This is a genomic window from Bradyrhizobium sp. CCGUVB1N3 (assembly GCF_024199925.1).
Taxonomy (GTDB): Bacteria; Pseudomonadota; Alphaproteobacteria; order Rhizobiales; family Xanthobacteraceae; genus Bradyrhizobium.
Genome location: NZ_JANADR010000001.1, coordinates 6,366,630 through 6,383,241, shown reverse-complemented (window position 1 = coordinate 6,383,241; position 16,612 = coordinate 6,366,630). Strand labels below are relative to the sequence as shown.

General features: G+C 63.7%; 17 protein-coding genes, 1 tRNA gene and 1 pseudogene. 5 read left to right on the top strand and 14 right to left on the bottom strand.

From position 1 onward, the window contains the following. Positions 1–26: 26 nt before the first annotated feature. Positions 27–466 (top strand): annotated as a pseudogene (locus NLM33_RS30445) (hypothetical protein); the annotation flags it as partial. A gap of 159 nt (positions 467–625) precedes the next feature. Here the strand turns inward: NLM33_RS30445 and NLM33_RS30440 are convergent. The 3 genes from NLM33_RS30440 to NLM33_RS30430 are packed head-to-tail and all read right to left on the bottom strand — an operon-like array spanning position 626 to position 2,171. Then, on the bottom strand, positions 626–1,510 hold the full coding sequence (locus NLM33_RS30440) for a bifunctional methylenetetrahydrofolate dehydrogenase/methenyltetrahydrofolate cyclohydrolase (protein WP_254101686.1): 885 nt from the start codon (positions 1,508–1,510) through the stop codon (positions 626–628). Between the two features lie 3 nt (positions 1,511–1,513). Beyond that, positions 1,514–1,864 (bottom strand): DUF167 domain-containing protein, encoded by a 351-nt coding sequence (locus tag NLM33_RS30435; protein ID WP_254101684.1) that lies wholly within the window; start codon positions 1,862–1,864, stop codon positions 1,514–1,516. Between the two features lie 16 nt (positions 1,865–1,880). Beyond that, entirely contained in the window at positions 1,881–2,171 is a 291-nt protein-coding gene (locus NLM33_RS30430) for a YggT family protein (protein WP_254101683.1), read from the bottom strand. Positions 2,172–2,359: 188 nt separating this feature from the next. Between NLM33_RS30430 and NLM33_RS30425 the strand changes: the two genes are divergently transcribed. Further along, positions 2,360–2,435 (top strand) — tRNA-Ala (locus NLM33_RS30425). Positions 2,436–2,573: 138 nt separating this feature from the next. Here the strand turns inward: NLM33_RS30425 and NLM33_RS30420 are convergent. The 6 genes from NLM33_RS30420 to NLM33_RS30395 form a co-directional block, all read right to left on the bottom strand. Then, positions 2,574–3,368 carry a glutamine amidotransferase gene (locus tag NLM33_RS30420; RefSeq protein ID WP_254101682.1) on the bottom strand — a complete coding sequence of 265 codons (795 nt, stop codon included), beginning with the start codon at positions 3,366–3,368 and terminating at the stop codon, positions 2,574–2,576. A 233-nt stretch (positions 3,369–3,601) separates the two neighbouring features. Then, positions 3,602–4,381 carry an SDR family oxidoreductase gene (locus tag NLM33_RS30415; RefSeq protein ID WP_254101681.1) on the bottom strand — a complete coding sequence of 260 codons (780 nt, stop codon included), beginning with the start codon at positions 4,379–4,381 and terminating at the stop codon, positions 3,602–3,604. Between the two features lie 222 nt (positions 4,382–4,603). Then, on the bottom strand, positions 4,604–5,092 hold the full coding sequence (locus NLM33_RS30410; RefSeq protein WP_254101680.1) for a TerB family tellurite resistance protein: 489 nt from the start codon (positions 5,090–5,092) through the stop codon (positions 4,604–4,606). Between the two features lie 321 nt (positions 5,093–5,413). Then, positions 5,414–6,823: an adenylate/guanylate cyclase domain-containing protein gene (locus NLM33_RS30405; RefSeq protein WP_254101679.1), complete on the bottom strand. Its 1,410-nt coding sequence runs from the start codon at positions 6,821–6,823 to the stop codon at positions 5,414–5,416. 59 nt (positions 6,824–6,882) lie between these two features. Beyond that, a complete protein-coding gene (locus tag NLM33_RS30400; RefSeq protein ID WP_254101677.1) occupies positions 6,883–8,250 on the bottom strand; it encodes a cytochrome P450 in 1,368 nt (455 codons plus the stop codon). 36 nt (positions 8,251–8,286) lie between these two features. Then, on the bottom strand, positions 8,287–9,660 hold the full coding sequence (locus NLM33_RS30395; protein WP_254101675.1) for a hydrolase: 1,374 nt from the start codon (positions 9,658–9,660) through the stop codon (positions 8,287–8,289). 135 nt (positions 9,661–9,795) lie between these two features. Between NLM33_RS30395 and NLM33_RS30390 the strand changes: the two genes are divergently transcribed. Continuing rightward, on the top strand, positions 9,796–11,484 hold the full coding sequence (locus NLM33_RS30390) for an MFS transporter (RefSeq protein WP_254101673.1): 1,689 nt from the start codon (positions 9,796–9,798) through the stop codon (positions 11,482–11,484). A gap of 142 nt (positions 11,485–11,626) precedes the next feature. On the opposite strand, the gene NLM33_RS30385 is transcribed toward NLM33_RS30390, so the two are convergent. Together NLM33_RS30385 and NLM33_RS30380 are read right to left on the bottom strand one after the other, a co-directional pair. Continuing rightward, positions 11,627–11,842 carry a hypothetical protein gene (locus tag NLM33_RS30385; protein WP_254101671.1) on the bottom strand — a complete coding sequence of 72 codons (216 nt, stop codon included), beginning with the start codon at positions 11,840–11,842 and terminating at the stop codon, positions 11,627–11,629. Positions 11,843–12,026: 184 nt separating this feature from the next. Continuing rightward, positions 12,027–12,323, bottom strand: a complete 297-nt coding sequence (locus NLM33_RS30380) for a hypothetical protein (RefSeq protein ID WP_254101669.1) — start codon at positions 12,321–12,323, stop codon at positions 12,027–12,029. A gap of 253 nt (positions 12,324–12,576) precedes the next feature. Here NLM33_RS30380 and NLM33_RS30375 point away from each other — a divergent pair, with 253 nt between their 5' ends. Beyond that, a complete protein-coding gene (locus tag NLM33_RS30375) occupies positions 12,577–13,638 on the top strand; it encodes a polysaccharide deacetylase family protein (RefSeq protein WP_254101668.1) in 1,062 nt (353 codons plus the stop codon). Between the two features lie 194 nt (positions 13,639–13,832). Here NLM33_RS30375 and NLM33_RS30370 read toward each other — a convergent pair whose 3' ends face one another. From NLM33_RS30370 to NLM33_RS30360, 3 genes are all read right to left on the bottom strand, one after another. Continuing rightward, on the bottom strand, positions 13,833–14,186 hold the full coding sequence (locus NLM33_RS30370; RefSeq protein ID WP_254101667.1) for a hypothetical protein: 354 nt from the start codon (positions 14,184–14,186) through the stop codon (positions 13,833–13,835). 147 nt (positions 14,187–14,333) lie between these two features. Further along, positions 14,334–15,248 carry a DUF4238 domain-containing protein gene (locus tag NLM33_RS30365; RefSeq protein ID WP_254101666.1) on the bottom strand — a complete coding sequence of 305 codons (915 nt, stop codon included), beginning with the start codon at positions 15,246–15,248 and terminating at the stop codon, positions 14,334–14,336. A gap of 154 nt (positions 15,249–15,402) precedes the next feature. Further along, the gene (locus NLM33_RS30360; RefSeq protein WP_254101665.1) at positions 15,403–16,038 is read right to left on the bottom strand and encodes a hypothetical protein; all 636 of its coding nucleotides are present in this window, start codon (positions 16,036–16,038) and stop codon (positions 15,403–15,405) included. Between the two features lie 92 nt (positions 16,039–16,130). Between NLM33_RS30360 and NLM33_RS30355 the strand changes: the two genes are divergently transcribed. After that, positions 16,131–16,598 carry a hypothetical protein gene (locus NLM33_RS30355; protein WP_254101664.1) on the top strand — a complete coding sequence of 156 codons (468 nt, stop codon included), beginning with the start codon at positions 16,131–16,133 and terminating at the stop codon, positions 16,596–16,598. Positions 16,599–16,612: the final 14 nt, after the last annotated feature.

Genomic DNA, 16,612 nt, shown 5'->3' with positions numbered 1-16,612 from the left:
ATCGGTTTGGGGCTCCTCGATGCGCCGGTTTCTCAGAAGAAGGCTATGCGACGCTGGTGCTGACGGCGCACGCCACGCCTAGCCATTCCTCGATGCCGCCCCGCGAGACCGCGATCGGCATGATGAGCGTGGCGCTGGCGCGGCTGGAGGATCACCGGCTGCCGATGCACATCCGCGGCGCGGTCGCCGAGATGTTCGACACGCTGGCGCCGGAGATGAGCGGGTTCAGAACCGCACGATCTGCGAGATCTTCCCCGATGTCGTGGTCGCGCCCGGCCTGATGGTGGCGGCGACCGATTCACGCCACTACGCAGGCATCGCCGACAACATCTTCCGCTTCTCGCCGGTGCGCGCCAACAGTGAGGACCTGAAACGGTTTCACGGCACGAACGAGCGCCTCAGCATCGAAGGCTACGCCGACATGATCCGCTTCTATCGGCGACTGATCGAGAATACGGCGGGTTGATCTTTCTACCCAATCCCTCCGGCGTTCCCCGGATGCTGCGCAGCGCGCCGCCTCTTGCGGCGTGATGCGCTGCTGATCCGGGGTCCATCCGGAGACATCGGTCCCGGCTCTGCGTCGCGTCATTGCATGCCGCAACGCGTCCGGGACAGGAGAGGATGGTTACACCGCCGGCTTCGGCAGGCCGGCGATTGCACACGCCGCGCGCAGCGTGTTGACCAGCAGGCACGCCACCGTCATCTGGCCCACACCGCCGGGAACCGGCGTGATTGCGCCGGCGACGCCAAGCGCTTCCTGATAGGCGACGTCGCCGACGAGGCGCGTCTTGCCGTCTTCTTTCGGGATACGATTGATGCCGACGTCGATCACGGTCGCGCCCGGCTTCAGCCAGTCGCCGCGCACCATTTCCGCCTTGCCGACCGCGGCATAGACGAGGTCGGCGCGTTTGACGAGGCCAGGCAGATCGCGCGAGCGCGAATGCGCGATCGTCACCGTGGCGTTCTCGTTCAGCAGCAGCTGCACCAGCGGGCGGCCGACCAGGTTGGAACGGCCGATCACGATGGCGTTCATGCCTTCGAGCGAGGCGTGCACGCTCTTGGTCAAAATGATGCAACCGAGTGGCGTGCAGGGCGACAGCGCCTGGAAGCCGCCGGCGAGCCGGCCGGCATTGTTCGGATGCAGCCCGTCGACGTCCTTGGCGGGATCGATGGCGTTGATCACGGCCTCGGTGTTGAGGCCCTTCGGCAGCGGCAGCTGCACCAGGATGCCGTGCACGGCGGGATCGCGATTGAGCTTGGCGACCAGCGCCAGCAGATCGCCCTGCGAGACGTCGGCCGGCAGCTTGTGCTCGAACGAGGCCATGCCGGCGGCTTGCGTCTGGGTGTGCTTGGAGCGGACATAGACTTCGCTGGCGGGATCGCTGCCGACCAGCACGACCGCTAAGCCCGGCACCAGATTGTGCTCGCGCTTGACGCGGGCGACCTCGTCCGCGACACGGGCGCGCAGCTCCGCGGCAATGACTTTTCCGTCGATGATCCTGGCCGTCATGTCCTAATCCTTGTCCGTCGATTTGGCCGCGGCGAGCCGGCGCAGCGCCTCACCAAGGCGTACCGGGTCGCCATCGACCGCAATCTGCTTCAGCCGCGAGGTGGCGCCCGAGAGCAGCCGCACGTTCGCCTTCGGCACGCCGAGCGATTTCGCAATCAGTTGCAAGACCGCGCGGTTGGCCTCGCCGCCATCGGCAATCGCGCGCACCCGCACCTTGAGCACGGTGCGGCCGTCGGAGAGCGTCTCGACACCATCGATGGCGTCGCGGCCGCCGCGCGGCGTCACCCGCAGCGGGATACTGATGCCCGAGGTGGAATAGCGCCAAGGTTCTGTAGAGGGCTTTGTCGAAGCCAAGGCCCGCCTGCTTCGCCTAAATCACGTTCGGGTAGATGTAGTACATGATCACCCGCTCGAGGAACATGATGATCAGGATCAGGATGATCGGCGAGATGTCGATGCCGCCGAGATTGGGCAGGAAATTGCGAATCGGCGCCAGCACCGGCTCGGTGATGCGGAACAGGAACTCCGCCACCGCCGAAACGAACTGGTTGCGGGTGTTCACCACGTTGAAGGCGATCAGCCAGGACAGGATCGCGGAGGCGATCAGCAGCCAGACGTAGAGGTCGAGCACGATGATGACGATGTCGAGAACGGCACGCATGGCTGTGAAAACTCTGGTTCCGGTGGGGATGGACGCCTTTTGCTAGATATCGGTTCCCTCCGGCCCAAACAAGGGAAGTCCCAGCACCCACAGGGCGAAAACCGGGCTACGCCCGTCCTTGACTTGACCTTGGCGGGGACTTAAATGGCGCCCGGTTGTCGGCCGCATTTACCAGAGCGGCCCGCGACGGGGCCATAGCTCAGCTGGGAGAGCGCGTCGTTCGCAATGACGAGGTCGGCGGTTCGATCCCGCCTGGCTCCACCACGCTTCGCCCTTCGGGCTACGCGTGGCGCAGCCACGCAAGGAGCCTGAAGGGCGAAGCGTGGTGTCCGGCGCAGCCCAAAGGGCGAAGACGGACTGTTTTCTCAAGTCAAAAATAGTTGGAAGCGCCAAGGCTGAATCTTATTCGGCGGCCTGCGCCATGACCGGCCTGCGCGCCAGCCAGCCGTCGACGAAATTCTTCAGCCAGGCGCGCTCGGCAACGTCGTAGACCGCGCGGTCCGCGAAATGATGGTGGCGGGCGCACGCACCGGGCGCGCTCAGGCCGTCATAGCCACGCGTGGTCCAGCGATGCATCATCGCGTAGGTCACGTCAGGATGAAACTGGAAGCCGAAGGCATTGCCGGCACAGAACGCCTGCACCGGAAAATCGTCACCCTCTGCGAGCAGCTCCGCGCCACTGGGCAGCTCAAACCCCTCGCGGTGCCAGTGATAGACCTTGCCCGGCCAGTCCGGGCACAACGCGTGGCCCGCCGCTGTCGGCCGGATCGGATAGTAACCGATCTGCGTGAGCGCATCGGGGTGCGGCGCGACGCGGGCGCCGAGCTGCATCGCGAGCATCTGCGCACCTAAGCAGATGCCGAGAAACGGGCGCTGCTCGCGGAGCGGAATTTCGATCCAGTCGATCTCGCGGCGGATGTAGTCGTCGCAATCATTGGCGCTCATCGGGCCGCCGAAAAACACGCTACCTGCGTGATGCTCGAGCGTCCGGGGCAAGGGATCGCCGAAGCGCGGCCGGCGGATGTCGAGGCGATGGCCGAGCGCTCGCAAGGCATTGCCGACCCGGCCGGGTGTCGAGGATTCCTGATGCAGGACGATCAGAACGGGCAGCGGCGGCTTGGGGTCGGCGGCGTCTGGCGCCCTTCTCCTGAAGGGGACCACCTCCGCGCCACCAAACCTGTCCGTCCGGAACGACATTGCCCTTTTCGAAAGCTTTCGGTTCAGACCGCCAGCATAACTAAGCGATCGTTAATTTCGCGTGAGTCTGCGCACACACTGAACTGAAGCAGAGAAAGCAAGCGCCGGGCCAAGATCGCCGCTCAGCGAACGGCTAAAGCGCGATGAGACAGGACGAATCGTCATCGCGCTTTAGGCTGTTGTTTACGCATGATCTTTCCGGAAGACCGCTTCGCACTTTTCCAGATCATGCTTTAGCGCCGGCGCCTCTGGAATCGGCCGACAGCGGCCAAAATGAACCCGCGCGGGAAGAAGCGCAGCAGAAAAGGCACGATCTTGATGCCGAGACCAGGCAACACCGCCCGCTTATTGGCCATCAGCCCGCGATAGGCGACGCGCGCAACGTCAGCGGCAGAGACGTCGAGAACGGCGGAATCGAATCCCGGGGTAAAACCGGCGCGCGTCTGAAATTCGGTCGCCACAGGACCCGGGCAAAGTACGGTGACGCGGACGCCGCGCGGTCCGAGCTCGCCGCGCAGCGCCTCGGTGAAAGAGATGACGTAGGCCTTGGAGGCGTAATAGACAGCCATGCCGGGGCCGGGCAGGAAGCCCGCGACCGAGCCGACGTTGAGAATGCCGCCCTTGTTCTTGACGAGCTGATCCGCGAAACGCAGCGACAGATCGGTCAGCGCGCGGATGTTGACGTCGATGATGCCGAGCTGCTCCGCGCGATCGCACTCGATCGCGTCGCCGAACACCCCGAAGCCGGCATTGTTGACGAGATGGTCGAGCTCGACGTCGGCAGCGGCCAGCGCCGCCGCGATCTTCTCGCCCGCACCAGGCTCTTCCAGATCGCAGGCGATCACGATCGGCGCCGTGCCGCCCTTGGCTGCGATCTCGCTCGCCAATGCATCGAGCCGGTCGGCGCGGCGCGCCGCCAATGCCAGGCGGTGACCGTTCGCGGCAAACACGCGCGCCAGCTCTGTGCCTATGCCCGCCGAGGCACCGGTAATCAGCGTCACACGCTCAGCCACGATCGACGTCTCTTCAATGCAAGCGGAATTAGGGCGACAACCAAAGGACGAGAGCATAGGCCGCGTGCGGGACGCAAGCCGCACGCGTGCAAGGCGGGGCGCGCGTTCGATCAAGAACGCGGAAAAAACGCTGATTTGCAGGGGTATTCGGCTAAACCGTAGTCGGCCGATACATTAAAGTTTCGTCATGTGGCCGCGAGCGACCTTGTCGCGCCGATGCGCTCAAGTGCTGGCGACGCCGTCCTTGACCTGACCGGTGCTGCGGTTGGCGATGAGATGCTTGAGGTCGATCCGGTCGCGCTGTGATACGCCGAGCAGATCGGACGCGCGCCAGAGGACGTTGTCCTCGAACTCGGTCACCTGGCCGTCGGCATAGACCAGCTCCCACATCATCTCGACGATGCGCTTGCGGCCGTCTTCATTGAGGGAGCGCATGATGACGCTGGTAAAGTGATAGAGGTCGACTGCCTCGCCCTCGACCTGCGTCGCCGACGCGATCAGGCGGTCCGCGGTGCCGCGATCCAGCGAGAAATGGCTTTCGATCAGGCTGTGCAGCTTGCGCCGTTCAGCTTCCGTCGGCTCACCATCGAGCGAGATCACATGGATCAGCAGCGCGGTCGCCGCCAGGCGATAATCGCTGTCGCCAAAGGCGCGGTCCTGCGCCTCGGGGGCGACGATGTCGGCAATGAATTGGCGCAGTCCGTCGAGCATGAAATCCTGCCGCAATGGGTGGCGCCGCCACGGCGGCCTCTCCCCTTTATATGAGCGGGAAATTCGCACCGCGCAATGCGCGCTTATGCCCCGCGCTGCATTACGTTTCGGCAATCTGTCAGAGCAACTTCTCCGAGTCGTCCTGGCGAACGCCAGGACCCATTACCCCAGGGAGAAGTCTTGTGCGGAACTGCCAACTACCAGTCTTCGCGCGAACCGCGGCCGGTGGGTATGGGTCCTGGCTTTCGCCAGGACGACATTGGGGAAACGTTTTGCGGCGTTCGCAATGACGGAAATTATGGCAGCGCCCTCGCCTGCCCCTCACGGCAATTCGTACACCACCATCTTGTCGGCGATGCCGCGGAGCGCGGCCTGTTTCTGGATCGGCTTGATCGACCACTGCTCCAGGATCCGGGCGACCGCCGGCGCGTCCAGCACGGGACCTGTGATGTGGATTTCCTGGGCCATCGACACGCTCTGCACGCGCGCGGCAATGTTGACGGTCCGGCCGAAATAGTCCTGCCGCTCGTTGAGCATGACCGCAAGACAAGGCCCCTCGTGAATACCGATCTTGAGAACGAGATCTTCCGAGGCCCGCTTCTTGTTCAATTCCTCCATTGCCGAACGCATGCGCAAGCCGGCAACAAGAGCGTCCTCTGGCTTGACGAACGTCGCCATCACGGCATCGCCGATCGTCTTCACCACCGCGCCCTTCTCGGAGGCGATGATCTCGAGCAGCGCATGGAAATGCGCGCGCACGAGGTCGAAGGCGGCGAGATCGCCGACGCGCTCATAGAGCGCGGTCGAGCCCTTCAGGTCGGTGAACAGGAAGGTCAGCGAGGTGATCTGCAGGCGCTGATCGATGTTGAGATTGTCGGCCTTGAAGACGTCGCGGAAGGTCTGGTTGGACAGCATCCGCTTCGCGGTGAGGAACGGCTTGCGCTTGCCGATCAGGTGATGCAGCGCCTCGGCCGCGATGAACACGGTCGGCAGCACGCGCACGCCGGCCTGGTTGTCCAGGGACAGCCGCAACGGTCCGGGCCGCAAGGTCGTGGTCCCCGTCGGAGCCTGGACCTTGTTGTACATGATCGCGAGTTGCTGGCGCTCCCTGGTCGGCTCGCCCTGGACATCGATGAAATGCGCGGCATGCGTCACCGGCTCGAACACGATGACGAAATCGTTCGGAAGCTGTAGCGACATCGTCGCCTTTTCGCCGGCCGGAAGCTCGAGCGTGTCGAGCGTGACCTCATCGGCGAGCGTCGCGAACGATTCCTTGTTGAAGTCGATCCCCGAGCTCCAGAACATCTGCTTGAAATAGTCCCACACCGAAAGCGAGTCGGGGTCGTGCGCCGCGATACGCCGCACGCGCGGACTGACGGTGAAGGAGACCTCGACCGCCTCGTCGACCGACGCCTTGTAGCCGCAGGCGCAGAGCGCGCAGTGATAGTCGTCGGGCCGCAATGCCTTCAGCGTCGTGTGGGCGCCCAGCACGCCGCCGCACCCCGGGCACAAGACGTTCCAGCTCAGATCGAACAGTCCGAGCCGCGCCGAATGCAGGAAGGCGGAGATGACCCGCTCCTCGTCGAAGCCGTACTGCCTGGAGAAATCGATCGCGTTGATGCGATTGAGCTCGTGATCCTCGCCGCCATCGATCAGTCGTTGAATCTGGTCAACCACCTTGGGCTCGGCGGTCTGCTTGAGAACCGAAAACTGGGCCTGTATGTCGGTCATGTCGCTTCATCTAGTGTGTCGGCGCAGCGATCCCAAGGACCATCCCAAGGACCGGCTCGTCACCGTGGCGTGATACGGAACATCGGAGAATGGTCCGGTTGCGTCGTGACGACGCCGACGGGAATGACGGGCCCGGTGTCGACCAGCTCGACACGAAACTCTCCGATCAGCCGGGCCAAAGCCAGCACCGACTCGGCTTGCGCAAAAGGCGCGCCGATGCAGACGCGCGGGCCGGCGCCGAACGGCAGATAGGCGAAGCGGTCGGACGGGGTCGCCGACATGAAGCGCTTGGGGATGAAGGCGTTGGGCTGCTCCCAGAGCTTCTCATGCCGGTGCAGCAGCCACGGCGCGATCATGATGATATCGCCCTTTCCGATCTCGACACCCGCGGCGTTGTCCTTGTCGAGTGCCGCGCGCGCGATCAGGAAGGCCGGCGGATAGAGCCGCATGGTCTCCTCGATCACGGCGCGGGTGAATTTCTGCCGGTCGATATCGGCGATGCTGTCGAGGTGCTCGCCGCGCGTCTCGGAGGCGACTTCCTCCTGGGTTTCCGGATCGAGCGCGAGCAGATAGAGCGCCCAGGACAGTGCCGTGGCGGTCGTCTCGTGACCCGCCAGGATCATGGTCGCAACCTCGTCGATGAGCTGCTCGTCCGAAAAGCCCTTGCCGCTTTCGGGATCACGCGCTTCGTCCATGAGGTCGAAGAGATCGCGCGGCGGCGCGCCCTCCTTCTTGCCGGCGGCCCGCCGCTCGGCAATCAGCATCGCGACGAACGCGGTCCAGCGCTTGCGGAAACGGGCGCGGGCAAAATCCATCGGGCTCGGCCAGGACACCGGCAGCAGCATGTCGAGGAAATACGGCCGGCCCAGGCGCTGGCCGTACTCCATGACGAAATTGCGCAAGGTCGCGCCGTGCTTGTCCATGCCGAACGAGAACATCGTCCGCCCGGCGATCTCGAGCGTCATCCGCTGCATGATTTCGCGGAGGTTGACGACCTCACTGGTTTTCGTCTTGAGCTTTGCGATGGTCTCGTCGAGCACCGCCGTCATGTGCGGAACGAGATTGGCCGTCGCATTCGGGGTGAACGCGGGCGCCAGCGTTCGACGCTGGTGCCGCCACGGCTGGCCTTCCGCGATGAGCAGACCCTGGCCGAGCACCGGGCGCAGCATCCGGATGCCGGCCGGCGTGCGCGTATAGTTCTCGTAATTGGTGAGCAGGATGTGCCGGATCGCATCCGGCCGGTTGAGGATGAAGCTGTTGTGGAGAAAGAAGCGGCCCTGGATGACGTCTTCCTCGTAGGCGCGCTGTCCCCACGTCGCGATCATGTTCTTGCGGATCACCGCAACGCGGCGGAGGAACGACATCCCCTCCGGCGCGCGCGGCGGGGTCGGCGGAATGATGGGCCGGCGCATCTGGGCGACATTCATGGGCTCTCTCCCCGCATATCCACCGCACCCACAGAGCTAGTAAGTCAGCTCGGCAATCGCAATCCTGTTCTCGGCGGCCGGCCAGGCCCGGGCCACGATCCGTTCTTCGTTGAATTGAACCACAACGTTACGCCCGGCCTCCGCGGCCGAAAGGCGCAGGGTTGCTGCCGAATCCGTGGGCACGCCCGGCTTGACGTCGGCCGGCTCCTTGCCGTCGAACAGCACGACGTCCCGCGGCAGGCCGAAATAACCGCGCGGTCGCGACATGATCAGGACTGCCCCGGCACCGGCGTCGGGCGGCCCGAGCGGGCGCGCCGCGCGCAAGTGCACCACGTCGGACGAGCGCGGGAATGGCGAGCGGTAGATGTGCGTCGTGGGCGCATCCGGCGAGGTCAGGACGAATTCCAGCGGCCAGGTCGGATCGGCCTGCACCGGCCCCCAGCGGCCATCGGCGGCGGTCTTCGCGCCGTACAGCGCGGCGCCCTGGCGTTCGCCGCTCGCCGGATCGACGCGAAACACCTCGACGGTCGCGCCGTCCACGGGGCGATTGGTCGGCACGCCACCGGGCGTTCCCGTCACCAGCCCGCTCAACTTGACGCTGCTCTCGGGCGTGATCGCAATGCGGTCCGGCTCGCGGCCCGCGATGAACTTGAAGATCTCGCGGAATGCGCGTGGATGAAACGCCACCTCGCGATGATCCAATGCGCCAAGCACGAGATTGGTAGCGCCTCTGAGCTCCGGGCCCTCGGCGGTGACATTGGTGGGCACGCCGGGCCTGCCGATGAAGCGGCCGTCGGGTTGCGCATATTTGTCCATGCCGTCGCTGCGCAGGGTGAGGAAGGCGGGGCCCGGCGTGACCTCGCTCTCGCCCTCGTTCAGGCCGCGCAGGAAGGCGCCGCGGCCGTTGAACTCGCTCCCCAGCAAATCGTCGATCGCGAACACGCCGTGATTGGGCGTGCCGCACAGCACGGCATGGCTGACATCGCCGGCGCCGCCGTTCTTGATGACGTTGCGGATGACGTAGCCGCCGCGCGAGCTGCCGACCAGGGCGATACGCGCAGCGCCGGTGCGGCGCTTCAGCTCGGTGATGGCAGCGGCCAGCTCGCGGCGCTCGTCCTCGGTGGAAGACCGATTCGCCTGCTCGACCGAGTTGTCGTCGCGCGCATTGGGATTGGTGAAATTGATCGCGAACATGCGCTCGCGCGGAATACCGTTCGACTGCATCCGCCACATTGTCGTCATCCAGAGCGCGTCGTAGTCGCCATTGCCGTGGACGAACAGGATCGGCGGCACCTCTGCGGCGGGCGGCGCTGCTGTGGCGCCCTGCGCCAATGCAGACGTCCGCAAGCTCGCAACCGCGAAAGGCAGCGCGCTGGCGCCCTGCAAGATTGTCCGTCGCGATAGTTTCATGTCGTTCCTCCCCGGCAAACCAATTGGTTGCACCGCTTATAACCGTCTAACCACTGGACAGCGAAGGACTTTCGCAGGCATCACTTGGCAGCAGGAATCGCCGAGCCATTTCTCGCAAGTCATTTGGAAGGGGATATGACCAAGCAGCCGAAACGCCAGAAATTTGCCAATGACGGCATCACCGCACCCCTGCGGTATACCGTATTCCGGCGCATCTGGCTCGCCAGCCTGCTCTCCAATCTCGGGCTCCTGATCCAGGGCGTGGGCGCGGCCTGGGCGATGACGCAGATGGCGGCTTCGGCCGACAAGGTCGCGCTGGTGCAGACCGCACTCATGCTGCCGATCATGCTGATCTCGATGCCGGCCGGCGCCATCGCCGACATGTATGACCGCCGCATCGTGACCCTGGTCTCGCTCGCGATCGCCCTGACGGGTGCGTCCGCGCTTACGATCCTGGCTGGGCTCAAGCTCATCACCCCGGAAACGCTGCTCGCCTTCTGCTTCGTCGTCGGCAGCGGCAATGCGCTGTTTGGGCCTGCCTGGCAGTCCTCGGTCAGCGAGCAGGTGCCGCCGGACTCGTTGCCGTCGGCGGTGGCGCTGAACGGCATCAGCTACAACATCGCGCGTAGCTTCGGTCCCGCGGTCGGAGGTGTCATCGTCGCCGCGCTCGGCGCAGTGGCCGCCTTTGCCTGCAATGCGATCCTCTATCTGCCGCTGCTCGTGGTGGTGCTGCTGTGGCGTCGTACCAACGAACCCTCGCGCCTGCCGCGGGAGAAGCTCAATCGCGCCATGGTCTCGGGCTTCCGCTACATCACCAATTCGCCGGCGATCAAGATCGTGCTGACGCGCACCCTGGTGATGGGCCTGATCGGCGGCGCCATCATGGCGCTGATGCCATTGGTCGCGCGCGACCTCCTGCATGGCGGCGCGCAGACCTACGGTATCATGTTGGGCGCCTTCGGCATGGGCGCCGTGGTCGGCGCGCTCAACATCCACGAATTGCGCAAGCGCATGAGCGGCGAATCGGCGATCCGCGCCTGCACGATCTCGATGGCGTTTGCGATGGCTGCGATTGCGCTCAGCTCCGAGCCGGTGCTGACCGCGGCCGCGCTGGTGCTGGCGGGCGCGGTCTGGATGGCAGCGGTGGCGCTGTTCAACATCGGCGTGCAGCTCTCGGCGCCGCGCTGGGTCGCTGGCCGCTCACTCGCCGCATTCCAGGCCTCGATCTCCGGCGGCATCGCGATCGGCGCCTGGGGCTGGGGCCATCTCACCGACTATGCCGGCGTCGAGACGGCGCTGCTGATGGCCGCCGGCCTGATGCTGGTCTCGCCGCTGCTCGGCCTGTGGCTGGCAATGCCGCGCGTCGGTGCGCGCAACGAGGACGCCGAGGTGCTCGCCGATCCCGAGGTGAGGCTGTCGCTGACCGGGCGCAGCGGTCCCCTAGTGGTCGAGATCGAATATCGCGTGGCGCAGGAGAACGCGCGCGCCTTCCACAACGTGATGCAGGACGTGCAGCTCTCCAGGCAGCGCAACGGCGCCTATGGCTGGTCGATCGCGCGCGACATCGCCGATCCGGAATTGTGGACCGAGCGCTATCACTGCCCGACCTGGCTCGATTATTTGCGCCAGCGCAACCGCTCGACCCAGTCCGAGCGCGCGCTGCATCAGCAGGCGATCGATTTCCACATCGGCCCCGAGCCGGTGCGGATCCGCCGCATGCTCGAGCGTCCATTCGGCTCGGTGCGCTGGAAGGAAGAGACGCCGGACCGCAGCAGCGGCGAGGTGCTGCCGGTCGTTGCCACCGCGGCGGGGAGCAGCACGTAAAATCTCACCACGTCATTCCCCATTGCGCAATTGGGGCGCGCGAAGCGCGAACCCGGAATCTCGCGTCACAACTTCGGGATTCCCTGGTGCGCAATTGCGCACCATAGTTCATCGCTGCGCGATGCCCCGGAATGACAAGGCGTTACTGCCCGTGCTCGGTCAGCACCTTGTCGCAGGCCTTGCTGAGGCGGGTGCGATTCTGCTTGAGGCAGGCGAGCACGACCGAATCGCCATTGTTCATCACGGAACGGCAGAAGCGCGAGACGTCGCGGGCGCAGGCATCGTGTCCCGGCTGCTGTTGCGCCGACGCACGCGATGCGATCAGGGCCAATGGAAGAATGAAAAGAAATCTGCTCATCGCGTAATGCCTCATACCCGAAACGATAGGCGGCGAAGCTAAAGCGATGGTTCCCGCGCCGCAACGGCTTTGTTGATGAACGGTGCCGGCGAGAGGCGAGCGGCCCCGGCCTGACACCGGGGCACGTCGCGAGGGAGCTCAAGCGCGCGATGATGGCATCATCACCACGCAAACAGCGCTTGTCCTATTGCGCGCTTTCCTGGACGTCGGCGACCTTGCGCGACGGCGCCTTGGCGAGGTCCTTGTCCATCACCGCGCGACAGCCGGCGCTGAGATCGGTGCGGTGCTTGATCATGCAGGCGGTGATCGCGGGGATGTTGGGGATTTCCGACGAGCACAGGCGGAAGGCGTCACCGGTGCACATCTGCTGCGCCTCGGCGGTGTAGGCAAAGCTTGTCGTCGAGGACAGGATCGAAACGAAAGCGGCAAAACCCAGCGCCAGGCCAGCGTCGCGGATTTTGGACGAGAACGAGGTGGTCATTTGAGGCTCCCATTGGCGCCGCCGTCAGGCGGGGTGCGTTGTTAACGGGAGCTACGATGCTCCGGCAAAACCGTTTCCACTGTGATGACGGTCACGACCGACCCGCTGACTGTGACACGGGTCACTTTGGCGCACCCACTGAAAATCCACCGCAACCGCTGTCGTGTTGGTGTCACGTTAACTGTTCCTTCGCATTAATGGCTCGGCGCGGGGAAAAACCGCTTGTTTGGTTGCGTATTTGGAAAGAGTAGCCATGCGTAATGCGTTGGGCCTGATGGTGGCCAGTGTGATTGCGGCGGTCGTGATCGCCGGAGGTTGGTTCTTCTATTCCTCGCGCGCCGAACAGGCCGCTCCCAAGACAATGGCCGCCCGCGCGCCGGAGCCCCTCCCGGCCTCGGCGAAGCTTGCGGCCAAGGACGACGTCGAGACCACGGCGGCGCTGTCCGGCAAGCCGGCCGCGGCTGCGGCATCTGCCGCGCCGCCTGCGGCTGTATCGGCGCAGGCCATGCCGGTTCAGCAGAAGTCGACCTGTGCCAATCCGAATGCGCTTGGGGTTGCCCGCGTGGTCGAGATCGACACCACCGGCGGACCGGGCTTTGGCTTCGAGCATTTCAAGCAGTTCGACTTCCTCGCCGACAAGGAGGTCGTGCTGACCTTCGACGACGGTCCGTGGCCGAACAACACGCCCGCGGTGCTGAAGGCGCTCGCCGACGAATGCACCAAGGGCCTGTTCTTCGCGGTCGGCAAGCACGCCACCTATCATCCGGAAATCCTGCGCCAGGTGCTGGCCCAGGGCCACACGGTCGGCACCCACACCTGGTCGCACGTCAATCTCAACAGCAAGAAGATGACGGAGCAACAGGCCAAGGACGAAGTGGAGAAGGGTTTTAGCGCGGTGAAGTTCGCGCTCGGCACCAACCCCGCGCCGTTCTTCCGCTTTCCCCAGCTTCAGCACAATCCGGCGATCGTGAGCTATTTCGGCACCCGCAACGTCGCGATGTTCTCGACCGATCTCGACTCCTTCGACTTCCGGAAGGAAAGCACGCCGGACAAGATCGTCAGCAACGTGATGACCAAGCTCGACAAGCTCGGCAAAGGCATCATCCTGATGCACGACTTCCAGAAGCACACGGCGGAAGCCCTGCCGACGCTGCTCGCGCGCCTGAAGGCCGGTGGCTACAAGGTCGTGCAGATCAAGGCCAAGACGACGTTCCAGACGCTGCCGGAATATGACGAGGCACTGCTCAAGGATCTGAAGGTGCCGACGTCGAGCGCGCGCCCGATCTCGAGCGTGGTGCAGACGGTTTCGCAGTAATTCTCGCCACCGATTGAGCGCTACGATTTACGTCATGGCCGGGCTTGTCCCGGCCATTCGTATTCTTGCTCCGTCATTCGGGGGCGCCCGCAGGGCGAACCCGGAATCTCGAGATTCTCAGGTGCGCAACTGCGCACCATAGTTCGATGCTTCGCATCGCCCCGGAATGACCGGGCCAGCGGAGAGACGGCCGCCTACCAGTAAATGCCGTGGCGATGCAGCTCGCCGATGATGCGGCCTTCAGTCCAGTAAGGCTTGCGCTTCGGCTTGTCGGCCCTCGCCGTCGTCTTGGTCGTGGCTACAGGCGCCTGCGTCGTTGCGGGCGTTGAGCCTGTGGTCGCCGTCGTCGCAGGTGTCGCGGACACCGCCGCGGGCCGGTCGACATATTTCGGAGCCTCAGCTGGCTTGGCGGCCTGCGGCGCCGCGGTGGTCGTGGCCGGCTGCGGGGCCGGATCATCAGCGGAAGCGAGCGTCAAGCCGCGCGAACCAGCGGCCTGCGCGGACGCGGAGGCCAGAACCATGGCGGCAACCAGAATGATCTTGCGCATGTGGGTGTCTCCCGTTTGCAAGCGTGGAGGAACGCTAGGAGAAGCTGGCACCGGATTATGTGATATGCATCACACATCGAGTGCACGGCGATTCTGGCGGCGCGCAGCACGTCTTCAATGCGGTTATCCGCATGTGGACAACGGCGATCACCCGACGGGGCTGGACCAAACCTTCTTACCGAGCCGGTTGGAGACAAAACGGAGCTGGCTCTTGTCCGAGCCGTAGACGTACTTGCGGGCCTGCAAGCAAACGCGATCATTGATCGCCCTTGCGAACTCCTCGGGGTGTCGTTGTTTGAACGATTCGAACGTCGACATCGTTTTGGTCGCGATGAAGAGCCGACGCGGTGCAATCGGCAGAACAAAATGCGCATCATCGCTCACCAGGCCGTTGGTCATGATCACTGGCCTGTCGGACGTGAGGAGCGGATACTTAGGCGTATTCATCGTCATCGTGTGCCACTTGAACGACGCGATGACGCGGAAGACGCGCTTGCTCCTCATGAGCGTGGGCAGCACCTTAACCGGGTCCAGATCGGGCGGCGATTTGAGGAATGTTTCCTTGTACTCGTCGAAGCTCTCTGGGTCTTCCGGCCGGCGAATGCGCGGGTAGTCGTCGCGTACGTATTCGAGGATTTCTGCTCGGTCCAGGGTTCGCAACTTCTCCCTGATCACCTCCAGATGGTCGGGGTTGCGGACGATGAGCGAATAGAGAAAACGGCACCAGCCGAGCGCTTCCTGCGATTCGAGAGCACCGGGCAGCGAGCCCATCGTCCTGAACTGCTGCAACGCCTTGGATGCCCAATTGTCGATCGAGGACATGAGCTTCGTTTCGATAACGTATTCTTCGCCCTTGGGCGCGTCCCGGTCCTTGTAGAGCCCTGGCACGTAGCCCGTACCGGCCGGTGCAGTCGGCCGCGCGGCGACTACGCCTTTGTGCCGGCGGCAAAATTCGATGAGCTGGCGCGTTTGCGGGTCAGCCCATTCTTGCAGATAGAACTCGGGGATATAGTGGTGGTTCGGCTCCTTCGGCATCGCGGCGTTATAGCTGAGTCGAACCATTCTCAGCCGTGGCCCCAGGCCCAGCCTGCTAGGATGAAGGACAGGGCGCTTGCACCGCTCTTTTTTCTCGGCGGAGCCCAGCGAGCAACCTGTGCCAACGGTCGCACCCCTACTCGAATGGATTCGACCACTCGCGAGAGAACGGTGACGGCGTTTATTTGTCTCCCGCTCCGCTGAAGTCGCAGTAGCGTGACGGTGTCGCAACGTTCTTGCGAGACTTCGCCCAATAGGTGCAGTTCATCAAGACCTGCGTGCGTGGCGGTTGACCGCATGTGCCCGGCTTTATCTTATCGAAGTTGTCCGCGTACTTCGTTCTTGTGAAATTCATGTACACACGCTTCGTATTCCGATCGATCGTGAGCATACTCTGAAAGCAGTTGGTGGAATCTTCGGCGCCGACCAATACGCCTTTTTGCAGCTGGTGCATGGCGTAGTCGGCCGTGTCTAGATCAAGAGAACAGTTGGGATTGTCGGTATTGGGCTTCTCTTCCTTGGCCCATGTCACGGCCTTTACGACGTGGCATGTAAGGGATTGTCGACCGTTCTCATCGGTCTGCTTATCGCAGTTGACCATGGTGAGATTAAAGTTGGGCTGCGAGTTCTCGTCCGGTTCGTTCTGTATCCTGAACGTCCCGACGGCCGAGATACCGTAGTCGCTTTCTTGAAGCCCGCTTCGATCGTAGCTGCCTAGAATGTCGAGGTTCGCGCAGGAGTTCAGGGGCGCCGCGGATGTGGCCATACCGGTCGGCAGAATTGCGAGAACAATAGCAGTGATAGCGATCCGTCCCACGAAAACCTCCCGTTTGAGCGGCTTAAAACCTTGTAAGTTGTCGGGTAGCTATGGTGCAATCCCCGGAAAGTCGGATTTTAAGGGGGCTAGAAATGCCTGAGCCTGACAAGGCAGAGGTGAATGCGCTGCTGAAGTTTGTCATGGGGCTGTGGGCCACACGTGACGAACGAGGCGCGGCGAAACAATCCGGGCGGCTGAGGTTCTGGAAAGACGGCATGCTGGAACAATTGCGAGTGTTTGCTGATGGCAAAGGAACGTCACAAACTTACAAATCGCTTCGCAGCAAACTTCGCAACAGCGAGGACGAGGCCACTGCCGCTATCGTCTTGCTGAAGAAGCTACGGAACAAGCTCGGCGGCGGCGCGATCGCCAGAGCCATTGACGACGTTCTCAACCACGAGGATTTCGGGAAGCAGAATATCAGGAACGAAATAAAATTGTTCCTGAACGATGAGCTGACGAACGAAGAGCGGCAACACAGAGCCGGGCAGATTTGCGATCACATAGAACGGCTGAACTTGTCGCTAGATCGGCTGCACCGGCTCGTTTACGACGAATAACAGGAGCAACGGAT